General features: G+C 71.0%; 11 protein-coding genes. 10 read left to right on the forward strand and 1 reads right to left on the reverse strand.

From position 1 onward, the window contains the following. Positions 1 to 39 precede the first annotated feature (39 nt). Positions 40 to 576, reverse strand: coding sequence for an HNH endonuclease (locus ACIQMX_RS08960; protein ID WP_359145042.1), 537 nt, complete (start codon positions 574 to 576; stop codon positions 40 to 42). A 366-nt stretch (positions 577 to 942) separates the two neighbouring features. Between ACIQMX_RS08960 and ACIQMX_RS08965 the strand changes: the two genes are divergently transcribed. The 10 genes from ACIQMX_RS08965 (at position 943) to ACIQMX_RS09010 (ending at position 13,307) form a co-directional block, all read left to right on the forward strand. Beyond that, positions 943 to 2,013, forward strand: a complete 1,071-nt coding sequence (locus tag ACIQMX_RS08965; protein WP_402475960.1) for a mechanosensitive ion channel family protein — start codon at positions 943 to 945, stop codon at positions 2,011 to 2,013. A 270-nt stretch (positions 2,014 to 2,283) separates the two neighbouring features. Next, positions 2,284 to 3,507, forward strand: coding sequence for an ROK family transcriptional regulator (locus ACIQMX_RS08970; protein ID WP_363065811.1), 1,224 nt, complete (start codon positions 2,284 to 2,286; stop codon positions 3,505 to 3,507). A 68-nt stretch (positions 3,508 to 3,575) separates the two neighbouring features. Continuing rightward, complete coding sequence (locus tag ACIQMX_RS08975; RefSeq protein WP_402475962.1) at positions 3,576 to 4,913, forward strand: ABC transporter substrate-binding protein; 1,338 nt, start codon at positions 3,576 to 3,578, stop codon at positions 4,911 to 4,913. A 10-nt stretch (positions 4,914 to 4,923) separates the two neighbouring features. Further along, on the forward strand, positions 4,924 to 5,865 hold the full coding sequence (locus tag ACIQMX_RS08980) for a sugar ABC transporter permease (RefSeq protein ID WP_363065807.1): 942 nt from the start codon (positions 4,924 to 4,926) through the stop codon (positions 5,863 to 5,865). A gap of 1 nt (position 5,866) precedes the next feature. Continuing rightward, entirely contained in the window at positions 5,867 to 6,769 is a 903-nt protein-coding gene (locus ACIQMX_RS08985) for a carbohydrate ABC transporter permease (RefSeq protein WP_402475964.1), read from the forward strand. Between the two features lie 3 nt (positions 6,770 to 6,772). Further along, positions 6,773 to 8,038: a 6-phospho-beta-glucosidase gene (locus ACIQMX_RS08990; protein WP_402475966.1), complete on the forward strand. Its 1,266-nt coding sequence runs from the start codon at positions 6,773 to 6,775 to the stop codon at positions 8,036 to 8,038. Next, positions 8,029 to 9,003: an N-acetylglucosamine kinase gene (locus tag ACIQMX_RS08995; RefSeq protein ID WP_402475967.1), complete on the forward strand. Its 975-nt coding sequence runs from the start codon at positions 8,029 to 8,031 to the stop codon at positions 9,001 to 9,003. Before ACIQMX_RS08990 ends, ACIQMX_RS08995 begins: the two co-directional genes overlap by 10 nt. 382 nt (positions 9,004 to 9,385) lie before the next feature. Then, positions 9,386 to 10,786, forward strand: a complete 1,401-nt coding sequence (locus ACIQMX_RS09000) for a hypothetical protein (protein WP_402475969.1) — start codon at positions 9,386 to 9,388, stop codon at positions 10,784 to 10,786. Positions 10,787 to 10,797: 11 nt separating this feature from the next. Further along, positions 10,798 to 11,874, forward strand: coding sequence for a glutamate ABC transporter substrate-binding protein (locus ACIQMX_RS09005; RefSeq protein ID WP_402475971.1), 1,077 nt, complete (start codon positions 10,798 to 10,800; stop codon positions 11,872 to 11,874). Between the two features lie 98 nt (positions 11,875 to 11,972). Continuing rightward, positions 11,973 to 13,307 (forward strand): hypothetical protein, encoded by a 1,335-nt coding sequence (locus ACIQMX_RS09010; RefSeq protein WP_363065799.1) that lies wholly within the window; start codon positions 11,973 to 11,975, stop codon positions 13,305 to 13,307. Positions 13,308 to 13,388 lie beyond the last annotated feature (81 nt).

Below are 13,388 nucleotides of genomic sequence, written 5' to 3' on the forward strand. Positions count from 1 at the left end.
CCGTGGAGGCATGACCCGCAGACACGGAAGCCCGGATCGTCAGGCTGAGATGCCGTCGATCCGGGCCATCGCGTCGTCCGCGCCGAACGGCTGCAAGTAGGGCAGCCAGCGCGGGTCGCGGTGCCCCGTACCGATGATCCGCCAGGCCAGTCCGGTCGGGGGTGCGGGCTGCTGGTGCAGCCGCCAGCCGAGCTCGGGCAGATGGCGGTCGGCCTTGACGTGGTTGCAGCGGCGGCAGGCGGCCACCACGTTGTCCCAGGCGTGCTGTCCGCCGCGGCTGCGCGGAATGACGTGGTCGACGCTGGTCGCGGCGGCGCCGCAGTACATGCAGCGCCCGCCGTCCCTGGCGAAGAGCGCCCGCCGGGTCAGCGGGACGGGCCCCCGGTAGGGGACGCGCACGAACCGCTTCAGCCGGACGACGCTCGGGGCCGGAACAGCACGGGTGGCACTGTGGATGAAGGCGCCGGACTCCTCGAGGCAGATGGCCTTGTTCTCGAGGACGAGGACGAGCGCGCGGCGGAGCGGTACGACGCCGAGTGGCTCGTACGACGCGTTGAGAACCAGGACATGCGGCACGTGGACGCCTCCTTGTACGCCGGCGGCGCGTGGCTCGCGCCGGGACGATCCGGTCTCAGTCTCCCCTCCTGCCTGGTCGAAGCGCCACCACGTGCGGGTAACGGGCCGGAAGGATTTTCTTCCGGGGCCCTGCCGCCCGTACGACGGGACGCGCCGGATCAGGCGCTTCGGGGGCCTGCCCGCCGCGAGCGCTCCCGGTGTGCGATCGGCCACAGGCCGCTCGCACACACCGCCTCGCGGAACACGTCCCTTCCCTCTCCCCTATCCCCGGGTGAGACGCGTCTCTCCCCTTCCTCACGGCAACGGAGCATTCCGGATGCCCCGTTAGTGTGGTTGTTCAGCGTTCGCCCAACTGGAGGTTTCGCCGTGCCCCTGTCCGCCCTGTTGGCCGCAGCCCCGTCGCCCGAGCCCGGCGGCTCGCTGGACGAAGCCGCGAAGCAGGCCGGCAACGCCGCGAGCTGGGTGGAGGAGAACTGGTCCACCTGGCTGAACACCGGTCTGCGGATCGTGCTCATCGCCGCGATCGCGATCGCGTTGCGCATCGCCGTCCGCCGCACGCTGACCAAGCTCATCGAGCGCATGAACCGCAGCGCCCAGGCGGTGGAGGGCACCGCGCTCGGCGGCCTGCTGGTCAACGCGGAACGGCGCCGGCAGCGCTCGGAGGCGATCGGCTCCGTACTCCGCTCGGTGGCCTCGTTCCTGATCCTCGGCACGGCCGCCCTGATGATCCTGGGCGCGTTCGAAATCAACCTGGCCCCGCTGCTGGCCTCCGCGGGCGTCGCCGGGGTGGCGCTCGGCTTCGGAGCCCGCAACCTGGTCACCGACTTCCTGTCCGGCGTCTTCATGATCCTTGAGGACCAGTACGGCGTCGGCGACACGATCGACGCGGGCGTGGCCTCCGGCGAGGTCATCGAGGTCGGCCTGCGGGTCACCAAGCTGCGCGGTGACAACGGCGAGATCTGGTACGTCCGCAACGGCGAGGTGAAGCGGATAGGCAACCTGAGCCAGGGCTGGTCCACCGCCGGGGTCGACGTGCAGGTGCGCCCCACGGAGGATCTGGAGCAGATCCGTACCGTGATCACCGAGGCCGCCCAGCTGATGGCCAAGGACGACCCGTGGACCGAGCGGCTGTGGGGGCCGGTGGAGATCCTGGGCCTGGACAGCGTGCTGCTGGACTCGATGACGGTCCGGGTCACCGCGAAGACGATGCCGGGCAAGGCGCTGGGCGTGGAGCGCGAGCTGCGCTGGCGCATCAAGCGCGCCCTCGACGAGGCGGGCATCCGCATGGTCGGCGGCATCCCGGCCCAGCCGGACGAGCCCTCGGCCGCCGACCCCACGGCCGCGATGGCCGCCCCGTCGGCCTACGCCTCGGCCACCTCACCGCAGTCCCTGGCGACGACACCGATCCCGCCGGCGACGCCGAACATCACGAAGTAGCGCGCGGCCGTACGCCGCATGCAGGAGGGGCGCCCCGCGAGGTCTGCGGGGTGCCCCTCCCGCATGCTCCCGGGGCAACTCGATTGCCCGTGTGCGCCGTTGGGTATCCACGCCTCCGTGACGCCGCACCGGCCCGGGCCGCGCCGCCCCCGGCTCAGGTAACGCTTTGGCCGCCACCGCGGTGCAGGCCATTGACGCCCAGGTGATGCGCGCCCTACGGTCCTCCCACCGAACAGGAAAGTTTCCTAACAGAGGGCAGGTGCAGTGACCATGGCCGGAACCACCCCGGGTACCCCCCGCGTTCTGCGCGCCATGAACGACCGCGCCGCCCTCGATCTGCTGCTGGAGCACGGCCCCCTGTCGCGGACCCGGATCGGGAAGCTGACCGGATTGTCCAAGCCCACCGCCTCCCAGCTGCTGGCCCGCCTGGAGGCGGCCGGACTGGTCGTCGCGACCGGGACCGCGGCCGGGCGGCCCGGACCCAACGCCCAGCTGTACGCCGTCAACGCGTCGGCCGCGCATGTCGCCGGGCTCGATGTGAACGCCCAGCGGATCGTCGCCGCCGTCGCCGATGTGACGGGTGAGACCGTCGGGGAGTTCGAGCTGCGGACCCCCGGGCGCCGCGCCGACAGCGTGGTCCGGCAGGTCACGGACGCGCTGGACGGGGCCGTCAAGGAGGCCGGGCTGACCCGGTCCGACGTGCACCGGGTCGTCATCGGCACGCCGGGCGCGTTCGACCCGGGCACGGGCCGGCTGCGGTACGCCTCGCACCTGCCCGGCTGGCACTCCCCCACCCTGCTGGACGAGCTGGCGGCCTTCCTGCCGATGCCGGTGGAGTACGAGAACGACGTGAACCTGGTCGCGGTGGCCGAGCAGCGGCTGGGCGCGGCGCGGGGGCACGAGGACTTCGTGCTCCTGTGGAACGAGGAGGGCCTCGGCGCCGCCCTCGTCATCAACGGGCGGCTGCATCGCGGCTTCACCGGCGGCGCCGGCGAGGTCGGCTTCCTTCCGGTGCCGGGCGCGCCGCTGGTCCGCCAGGTCACCAAGGCGAACGCGGGCGGCTTCCAGGAACTGGCCGGCGCCCAGGTACTCGCCAGGCTGGCCCGTGAGCTCGGTATCGACGACGCGGCGGTGCGCGGTCCGGGCACCCATCACGAGATCGCCGCCGAGCTGGTCGGCCGGGCGGCCGCGGCGGTGGAGCGGGACGAGGGCGGGCCGTACGGCCGGCTCCTCGATCTGTTCGCCACCGGTCTGGCCACCGGCCTCGCCTCGATGGTCGCCGTGCTGGACCCCGAGGTCGTCGTGCTGTCCGGTGAGCTGATCGAGCGCGGCGGGGAACCGCTGCGCGGCCGGGTGGCCGCCGAACTCGCCGAGCTGGCCGCGTCGCGGCCCAGGCTGATCGCCGGCCAGGTGACCCACCGCCCCGTACTGCGCGGCGCGCTGGAGAGCGCGCTCGCCACCACCCGCGACGAAGTGTTCGACACCTCGCGCTGAACCCAGCACCTCCCCGTACGCCTTCCTTCCGCTTGTCCCAAACCAACCCTTCACCGGGAGACCTCACCATGTCCGGAAACCGCCGGAAGGCGGCCGTCGCGCTCGCCGCGACCGCCGCGATAGCCCTGTTCGCCTCCGCCTGTACCGGGCAGAGCAGTTCCGGTGCCAGCGATGACGCGTCCAAGGAGACGACCATCAACTTCTGGCACGGCTGGAGTGCCCCGATCGAGGTCAAGGGCATCCAGGCCACCATCGACGCCTTCGAGAAGGCACATCCCAACATCCATGTGAAGGTCGTCGGCAACATGACCGACGACAAGATCAATCAGGCGCTCCGGGCGGGCGGTTCCAAGGCTCCGGACGTCGTGTCCTCGTTCACCACGAACAATGTGGGCAAGTTCTGTTCGTCGAAGGCCTTCGTCGACCTCAACCCGTTCCTGAAGAAGGACGGGATCGACGCGGACGCGACCTTCCCGAAGGCGATGAACGAGTACACGCAGTTCGACGGCGTGCGCTGCACCGTGCCGCTGCTGGGCGACGCGTACGGCCTCTACTACAACAAGGACGCGTTCGAGGACGCCGGGATCACGAGCCCGCCGAAGACCTGGTCCGAGTTCGCCGCCGACGCCAAGAAGCTGACGAAGACCAAGGGAGACTCGTACGAGCAGCTCGGCTTCATGCCGAACTACCACGGCTACGAGTCGACGACCGAGCACTACCTCGGTGGCTGGAACCCCACGTACTTCGACGCCGACGGCAAGTCGAACATCGCCGAGGACCCGGCCTTCGCCGACATGCTCACCACCCAGAAGAAACTGGTGGATTCCCTCGGCGGCTACCGGAAGCTGGAGAAGTTCCGTACCGGCTTCGGTGACGAGTGGGGCGCGAAGCACCCGTTCCACACCGGCCAGGTGGCCATGCAGCTGGACGGCGAGTGGCGGCTCGGCATGGCCGAGGACACCAAGCCGAAGTTCGAGATCGGTGTGGCCCCGATGCCCGTCGCCGACGGCGAGGCCGACACGTACGGCAAGGGCTATCTGACCGGCACCATCGCGGGGATCGCCGCCACCTCCGAGAAGCAGAACGCCGCCTGGGAGCTGGTGAAGTTCATGACGACCGACACCGACGCGGTGGTGAACTTCGCCAACGCCATCCACAACGTCCCCTCGACGCTGGCGGCGCTCAAGTCGCCGAAGCTGACGTACGACCCGCGCTTCAAGACCTTCCTGGACATCGCGGCCAACCCGAAGTCCACCACCACCCCGCCCTCGGTGAACGGCGGCGCGTACCTGGTCTCCCTGCAGAACCTCGCCTTCGAGGTCGAGAAGGGCACCCAGAAGGACATCAAGGCGGGTCTGGAGAAGACGGCCAAGGAGATCGACGCGGCGATCGCCCAGGCGAAGTAGGGCCGACGCGATGAGCACGTACACACTCCGCTCGAAGCGCCGTCGCTCGGCGCTTCGGACGGCGGCCTTCATGTCGCCGTGGCTGATCGGGTTCTGCGTCTTCTTCGCCTACCCGCTGATCTCCACGCTCTACTTCTCCTTCACCAGCTACGACGGTTTCGCGGCCCCGGAGTTCAGCGGGCTGCAGAACTGGTCGTTCGTCTTCACCGACTACCCGTTGTTCTGGCCCGCCCTGCGCAACACGCTCTGGCTGGTCCTGGTCATGGTCACCTGCCGGGTGGTGTTCGGACTCGGTGTCGGGCTGCTGATCACCAAGATCAAGACGGGGACCGGGGTCTTCCGGACGCTGTTCTACCTGCCCTACCTGGCCCCGCCGGTCGCCGCGACGCTCGGGTTCGTCTTCCTGCTCAACCCGGGCACGGGCCCCGTCAACTCGATCCTGGGCGATCTCGGGATGGGCACCCCCGGCTGGTTCACCGACGCCACCTGGTCCAAGCCGGCCCTGACCGCCCTCGCGGTGTGGGGCGTGGGCGACCTGATGGTGATCTTCATGGCCGCGCTCCTCGACGTACCGAAGGAGCAGTACGAGGCCGCGGAGCTGGACGGGGCGTCCGCGTACCAGCGGTTCCGGTTCGTGACGCTGCCGAACATCTCGCCGATCATCATGTTCGCCGTGGTCACCGGCATCATCCAGACGATGCAGTACTACACCCAGCCGCTCGTGGCCGGGAAGGTCGCCTCCGGCGTCATGGGCGGCTCCGGGCAGCAGTTCGAGCCGGGCTATCCCGACAAGTCGACACTGACGCTTCCGCAGCTGGTCTACAACCTCGGTTTCCAGCGCTTCGACTACGGCTCCGCCTGTGTGGTGGCGCTCGTTCTCTTCGTCCTCGCCATGGCGTTCACCGCACTGCTGATGCGGCGCCGCAGCGGACTGATCCAGGCAGGTGAGTGACGTGGCGCAGGTTCTCGACACCCCGAAGGCCGCCGGCCCGGCGAGTGACCCCGTCACCCCGGCCGAGCGCGTGGCACGCCGCAAGTCGCTGCTGCACTGGATCGCCGTGCACGCGCTCGGCGTCGCCGCCGCGCTCTTCTTCGTGCTGCCGTTCGTCTTCCTCCTCCTCACCTCCCTGATGAGCGACCAGCAGGCACTGACCCGTGACCTGTGGCCGCATCCCTTCGAGTGGAGCAACTACAAGGAGGTGTTCGACACTCCGGGCTTTCTGACCTGGTGGAAGAACACCCTGCTGTACGCGGGTCTGGGCACCGTCCTCACGGTCGTGTCCTCGCTGCCGGTGGCGTACGCGCTCGCCAAGTTCCGCTTCCGCGGACGGCATCTGTCGCTGATGCTCGTCATCTCGATGATGATGCTGCCGCCGCAGGTCGTCGTCATCCCGATGTACCTGTTCTGGGCCAAGCAGCTGGACATGTCCGGCACGCTCTGGCCGCTGATCATCCCGATGGCGTTCGGCGACGCGTTCTCCATCTTCCTGCTGCGGCAGTTCCTGCTGACCATCCCCAACGAGTACCTGGACGCGGCGAAGGTCGACGGCTGCGGCGAGTTCCGCACCCTGCTGCGCGTCGTGATCCCGATGGCCAGGCCGGGCATCGCCGCCGTCGCCCTCTTCCAGTTCTTCTACGCCTGGAACGACTACTTCGGCCCCCAGATCTACGCCTCCGAGAACCCGGGTGCCTGGACGCTGAGTTACGGACTGGAGTCCTTCAAGGGCGCACACCACACCGACTGGAACCTGACCATGGCCGCGACCGTTCTGGTCATGGCCCCTGTGATCGTCGTCTTCTTCTTCGCGCAGAAGGCATTTGTCGAGGGCGTCACACTGACCGGAGTAAAGGGCTGATTCATGAAGCTCGCAGTAGTGGGTGGCGGGTCCACCTACACCCCTGAACTGATCGACGGATTCGCCCGGCTGCGGGACACCCTGCCGGTCGAGGAGCTCGTGCTCGTCGACCCGGACGCCCACCGGCTCGAACTCATCGGCGGCCTCGCCCGGCGGATCTTCGCCAGGCAGGGCCACCCGGGGAGGATCATCACCACCTCGGACACCGACGCGGGCGTCGCCGACGCCGACGCGGTCCTGCTCCAGCTGCGCGTGGGCGGCCAGGCCGCCCGCAACCAGGACGAGACATGGCCGCTGGAGTGCGGCTGCGTCGGCCAGGAGACCACCGGGGCCGGCGGCCTCGCCAAGGCCCTGCGCACCGTCCCCGTCGTGCTGGACATCGCCGAACGGGTCCGGCGCACCAACCCGGACGCGTGGATCATCGACTTCACCAACCCGGTCGGCATCGTCACCCGGGCGCTGCTCCAGGCGGGTCACAAGGCCGTCGGCCTGTGCAACGTGGCGATCGGCTTCCAGCGGAAGTTCGCCCGGCTGCTCGACGTGAGCCCCGGTGAGGTACACCTCGACCACGTCGGGCTCAACCACCTGAGCTGGGAGCTCGGGGTGCGTCTCGGCGGCCCCGGGGGCGAGGACGTGCTGCCCCGGCTGATCGCCGAGCACGGCGGCGCGATCGCGGACGACCTGCGCATGCCGCGCGCGGTCGTGGACCGGCTCGGCGTCGTCCCCTCGTACTACCTGCGCTACTTCTACGCGCACGACGAGGTCGTGCGGGAGCTCGGCACCAAGCCCTCGCGCGCCGCCGAGGTCGCCGCGATGGAGAAGGAACTGCTCGCCATGTACGGCGACCCGGCGCTGGACGAGAAGCCCGCGCTGCTCGCCAAGCGCGGCGGCGCCTTCTACTCGGAGGCGGCCGTGGACCTGGCGGCCTCGCTGCTGGGCGGCGGCGGCTCCGCGGTGCAGGTGGTGAACACGTACAACAACGGGACGCTGCCGTTCCTGCCGGACGACGCGGTCATCGAGGTGCAGGCCGGGGTCGACGGCACGGGGGCCACGCCGCTCGCCGTGCCGGAGCTGGACCCGCTGTACGCCGGCCTGATCGCCCAGGTGACGGCATACGAGGATCTGGCGCTCGGGGCCGCGCTGCGCGGTGGCCGCGACCGGGTGTTCAAGGCGCTGCTCGCACACCCCCTGATCGGCCAGTTCGAGTACGCCGAGGCGCTCACCGACAAGCTGATCGCGCACAACCGGGAGCACCTCGCGTGGGCGTGAACGGTTCGGTCCTCGCGATCGACGCGGGGAACAGCAAGACCGACGTGGCACTCATAGGTGCGGACGGCACCGTGCTGTCCACGGCCCGCGGCGGTGGATTCCAGCCGCCGGTGGTCGGTGTCGGCACGGCCGTGGATGTACTCGGCTCGGCGGTGGAGCGGGCGCTGGCCTCCGCCGGCGTGGACGCCGGGTCCGTCGCCCATGTGTCCGCCTGCCTCGCCAACGCCGATCTGCCGGTCGAGGAGGAGCAGTTGACCGAGGCCCTGCGCGCCCGTGGCTGGGGCCGCACGGTGGTGGTGCGCAACGACACCTTCGCGATCCTGCGGGCCGGGGCCGACGAGCCGCGCGGAGTGGCCGTCGTCTGCGGTGCGGGGATCAACTGTGTCGGCATGGTGCCGGACGGCCGGACCGCCCGCTTCCCCGCGATCGGCCGGATATCCGGTGACTGGGGCGGCGGTTCGGGGCTCTCCGAGGAGGCGATGTGGTTCGCCTCGCGCGGCGAGGACGGCCGCGGCGAGCCGACCGAGCTGGCCAGGGCGCTGCCCGCGCACTTCGGGCTCGGCTCGATGTACGCGCTGATCGAGGCGCTGCACCTGGGCCGGATCGCGCAGGAGCGGCGGCATGAGCTGTCACCGGTGCTGTTCACGACCGCGGCGGCCGGCGACACGGTGGCGCGCGCGCTGGTGGACCGGCTGGCCGAGGAGGTCGTGGCACTGGCCTCGGTGGCCCTGTCCCGCCTGGGGCTGCTCGACGAGGTGGTGCCGGTCGTCCTGGGTGGCAGCGTGCTGGCCGCCCGCCACCCGCAGTTGGACACACGGATCGGCGAACTCCTCGCCGTGCGCGCGCCCAAGGCGGTCGTGCGGGTGGTGAAGGAGTCCCCCGTGCTGGGCGCGGGGCTGCTGGGCCTGGACCACTTGGGCGCGGCACCGGACGTGCACGCCAGGCTCCGGGCGCAGTACGTCTGACGGGACGGTCGCGCCGGGATGTCGGAGGCGTCCCGTAGCCTTCGGGTTACGGGGCGTCTTCTTCGTACGGGAACCGATCAGTTGCCCCGGACGTGTTCATGAGTGGGGGATCGATGCGCTCGGGGGATCGCTTCGGGATCGCCCAGGGCATCGCTTCAGGAATGCTGCGGGGATTGCTCCGCCGATCGTCTTGATCGGCGGCGTCGACCTTGATCGAATGCTGTGTGACCGCGGCTGATCACAGTCGGCTGCTTCGTGGACCGGTGCAGGATCCGTGCGTTCGCCTGTGGACGCCGGTCCCTGCGGCCATACTTCTGGCCGGGTACCAGTCCCCCGATCGGCCGGGGGGCGGGCCACCGTCAGTGACCGAGGGGGAGGTCAAGTGACATACCCGCCGAATGTACGCCCGGCGCCGCACCACGCGCCGGAGCGGCACCCTGCGCCGGCGGCCGTGCCCGCGCCGCCGCCGCACAGTGTCCGGGCGGTCGTGACGGAGCGGCTGCGTGCCGCGGCGACCACCGAGCCCGGCCGGCTCCAGATCATCGGGGCCGTGCTGGCGCTGCTCGTCGTGGCGTTCGGGGCGGTGACGGCGTTCGAGATCAGCGACCGCGCGGCCGCGGCGAACGACGTGGTGGAACGCAGTCAGCCGCTCAGCGCGGACGCGGCGGGCATCTACCGTTCGCTGGCCGATGCGGACGCGGCGGCCGCGAGCGGGTTCCTGGCCGGAGCGCAGGAGCCGCGCGCGGTGCACGACCGGTACGTGAAGGACATCGACGACGCCTCCCGGCTGCTGGTGAAGGCCGCGGCCAACACGGACGCGTCGACGAGGTCCGGCCACGAGATCACCACGCTCAACCAGGAACTGCCGCGCTACACCGGGCTCATCGAGCGCGCCCGTGCCAGCAACCGGCAGGGTCTGCCCCTGGGCGGCGCCTACCTCCGCTACGCCAACCAGAAGATGGCGAACGAGCTGCTGCCGGCCGCCGAGCGGCTGTACACGGCGGAGACGGACCGGCTCGACCAGGACTACCACTCCGCACGGACGTGGCCGTTCTTCTCCCTGGGCATCGGCGTCATCGCGCTGGCCGTGCTGTTCTGGGCCCAGCGGCGCAACTACCGCAGGACGAACCGGGTCTTCAACCACGGCCTGCTCGCGGCGACCGCGGCGGCGACCGTGGTCCTGCTGTGGCTGGCGGTGGGGCACTCGGTGGCCCGGTCCGATCTGGCCGAGGCCAACACACACGGCCAGCAGTCCCTGGACGTGCTCAACCGGGCGCGCATCGACTCGCTGAAGGCGCGCTCCAGCGAGAACCTCACCGTCGTCGCCCGTGGTGCGGTACTCACCGCGGACGGCAAGAGCGACAAGTACGAGACCGACTACGGCACGGCCATGAAGGCACTCGGACAAGAGCTGGGCAGGGCAGCGCATTTCGCCGAGGACACCGACGACACCGAGGGCGGCAAGGCCGTGGCCGACGCCACCGCGGCGGTCACCGAGTGGCAGAGCCGCCACCGGACCGCCCGCAAGACCGATGACAGCGGCGACTACGACACCGCGCTGGAGCAGATCATCGGGGCGAAGAACTCGACGGGTGAGTCCTTCAGCCGGGTGGACGAAGCGCTGCGGAAGGCGCTCGCCCACGAGCAGAGCGAATTCACCCGGGCCGCCGAGGACGGGCGCGGGGCCCTGGGCGGGCTGCCGATCGGCGCCGCGGCCCTTGCCGTGCTGGGCGCGGTGGCGGCGATCGTCGGCGTCAACCGCAGGCTCTCGGAGTTCCGGTGACAGGGGGAGCGATGACAGCGAAGGACCCGAGGACGGGCCCGGGAACGGCCCGCGGGGGCCGGCTGCACCGGCTGCGCGGCTGGGGCGGTGTGACCGCCATGGCCGCGGCCTGCGCGGTGACGGCATCGCTGACCCTGCTGCCGCTCTCCCGCAGCGGCAACGACGCCTTCGACGAGCAGGGCACGGGACCGGGGACGGCCCACGCCACCCAGACCCGGGCCGACGACTGCACGGACCCGGAGGCCAGCCTGCTGCCCGGCCGGGCGGAGGGCGACGCGATCAAGCGGATCAAGGACCGCGGCAAGCTGATCGCCGGCGTCGACCAGAACAGCTTCCAGTGGGGCTTTCGCAACCCGGAGTCCGGGAATCTCGAAGGCTTCGACATCGACCTGGTGCGGGCCATCGCCAAGGACATCCTGGGCAGCCCGGACAAGGTGATCTTCCGGGCGATCCCCACCAACCAGCGCATCGCCGCGCTGGAGAACGACAAGGTCGACGTCGTCGTCCGGACGATGACGATCAACTGCGCCCGCCTGAAGCAGGTGTCGTTCTCCACGGCCTACTTCCAGGCCGGTCAGCAGGTCCTCGCGCCGAAGGCCACGGACCCGGCGAAGGCGGACGAGGAGATCACCGGCTTCAACTCCTCGCTGGCCGGAAAGCGGGTCTGCACCGCCGAGGGCTCCACCGCGTACGAGGCGCTGGAGAAGGAGTCGTTCGGCTCCGTGTTCAAGGACGAGCACGACGGCAGCGCGGCGGACGAGGACAAGCTCACGGTCCCCAACCAGCTGGACTGCCTGGTGCGGCTCCAGATGGGCGAGGTCGACGCGGTCGTCACGGACAACGCCCTCGCGGCCGGCCAGGCGGCCCAGGACCCGGCCGTCGAGCTCAAGGGCGCGCCGTTCACCACCGAGTACTACGGCGTGGCCACGAAGAAGGGCGCCGACGACCTGGTGTCCCGGGTCAACAAGGTGCTCGTCGACTACCGCGCCGGTGGTGCGCAGAGCCTGTGGATGCAGTCGTACCGGAACTGGCTGAAGGACGGCCTGCCCGGGATAACGGCGCCGCCGGCGCCCAAGTACAGGGACTAGGGCGGTTCCCGGCCGGTGAGCGACTGAGGACCGGCCGGCGGTCGACAGCACTGATCCTGCCGGGCCCCCGCCCGGCAGAAAGAGCGGAGAGGTGATCGATGGGCGTCGCGGGCCCCTTCCCCAGCTACGCGGCCCGGCCTCCCGGCCCGGTCATGGACCGGGACGAGGCCGACCGAGCGCTGGCCCGGCTCGGTGCGGAGCACGAGGCGATCGAGACCTCGCTCCTCGCCCTGCAGGACCACGCCGGCCGCCGGCTGCTGGAGGGCGCCGACCTCACCGGTGTCACCAAGGAGCGCTGGAGCTCCACCGAGCAGTCGATCACCCTGCTGTGGACCTATTTCGACGCGTACGCGGGCGCCCTGAACCGGGCGCGCGAGGTGCGCGCCCGGCGCCGGCAGCCCAACCGCGAGGACCTGGTGGCGCTCACCGAGCTGCTGCGCGGCCCGGGCGTCACGGTGGCACACGCCGCCGCCGGCCACGATCCCTCGATCACCGGTCCGGCCCGGCTCTCGGAGCGCTTCACGCTGGAGGACCTGGTCCGCCGGATGAACGACCTGTACGCGCGCTCGCTCGACATGGTCGTCGCCTCCGACTCCGTGTGGTCGGCGATGCCCGCCCGGATAGACCTGCTCGCCGCCGAGCTGCGCCGCACCCACTCGCTGGCGCACTCGGTCGGCGTGCGGCCCGGGGAACACCCGGCGGGCGACGACCTGGAGTCGATCGTCCAGGAGCTGGCCACGCTGCGGGTGCAGGTCATCTCGGACCCGCTGGCGTTCTGGCTGCCGGGCCCCGGCAGTTCGGCACCGGGCGGCGGACGCCCGGACACGACGCGCTACGACCGGGCGGCACGGGCGCTGGACGAGGTGCGGCGGGAGATCGAGGCCGTGCTCGCGGTCCGTCAGGACGCCGAGCAGCGCCTGGTCCAGCTGCGCGATGTCCTGTCCCGGGCCGACCGCACCCTGGCCGAGGCGAGGGCGGCGCGCGGTGAGGTCCTGGCGAAGATCGCCGCCTCCGAGGTGCCCGTGGTCAACGGCCCGCCGACGGCGCTCCAGGAGCGGCTGGCCGCCGCGTCGGAGTACCGCAGGCACGCCCAGTGGCACCGGCTCTCACCCCTGCTGGAGGCCCTGGAACAGCAGGCCGGCGAGGAGTTGCTGCGGGCCCGGGAGCAGCTGACGGCGGTCACGGCGCCGCTGGCCGTGCGGGCGGAGCTGCGGGGCCGGCTCGACGCCTACAAGGCGAAGGTGGCCCGGCACGGACTGGCCGAGGACCCGGTTCTCATCGAGCGGTACGACGCGGCGCGCCGGATGCTGTGGAGCGCCCCGTGCGATCTGCGGGTCGCCGCGCTGGCGGTCCAGCGCTATCAGGACGCGGCGCTGGACATGCTGGCCGGGCGCGGGCCTTCGGGCCCCGAGGACCGGCGGGGGCACCCATGACAGGCGCGGGGAATTCGGCGCACGGGGTGTGCGGGACGGATAGTGACGGAGCGTCGGGGCCGCCGCGGCGGCGGGGCGAAC

The sequence above is a fragment of the Streptomyces sp. NPDC091416 genome (genome assembly GCF_044756845.1).
GTDB lineage: Bacteria > Actinomycetota > Actinomycetes > Streptomycetales > Streptomycetaceae > Streptomyces.

Excerpts from the sequence above, each read along its gene's own strand:
- ACIQMX_RS08975 (WP_402475962.1), top strand. The coding sequence starts at position 3,576 with ATGTCCGGAAACCGCCGGAAGGCGGCCGTCGCGCTCGCCGCGACCGCC.
- ACIQMX_RS08980 (WP_363065807.1), top strand. The coding sequence starts at position 4,924 with ATGAGCACGTACACACTCCGCTCGAAGCGCCGTCGCTCGGCGCTTCGG.
- ACIQMX_RS08970 (WP_363065811.1), top strand. The coding sequence starts at position 2,284 with ATGGCCGGAACCACCCCGGGTACCCCCCGCGTTCTGCGCGCCATGAAC.
- ACIQMX_RS09010 (WP_363065799.1), top strand. The coding sequence starts at position 11,973 with ATGGGCGTCGCGGGCCCCTTCCCCAGCTACGCGGCCCGGCCTCCCGGC.
- ACIQMX_RS08990 (WP_402475966.1), top strand. The coding sequence starts at position 6,773 with ATGAAGCTCGCAGTAGTGGGTGGCGGGTCCACCTACACCCCTGAACTG.
- ACIQMX_RS09005 (WP_402475971.1), top strand. The coding sequence starts at position 10,798 with ATGACAGCGAAGGACCCGAGGACGGGCCCGGGAACGGCCCGCGGGGGC.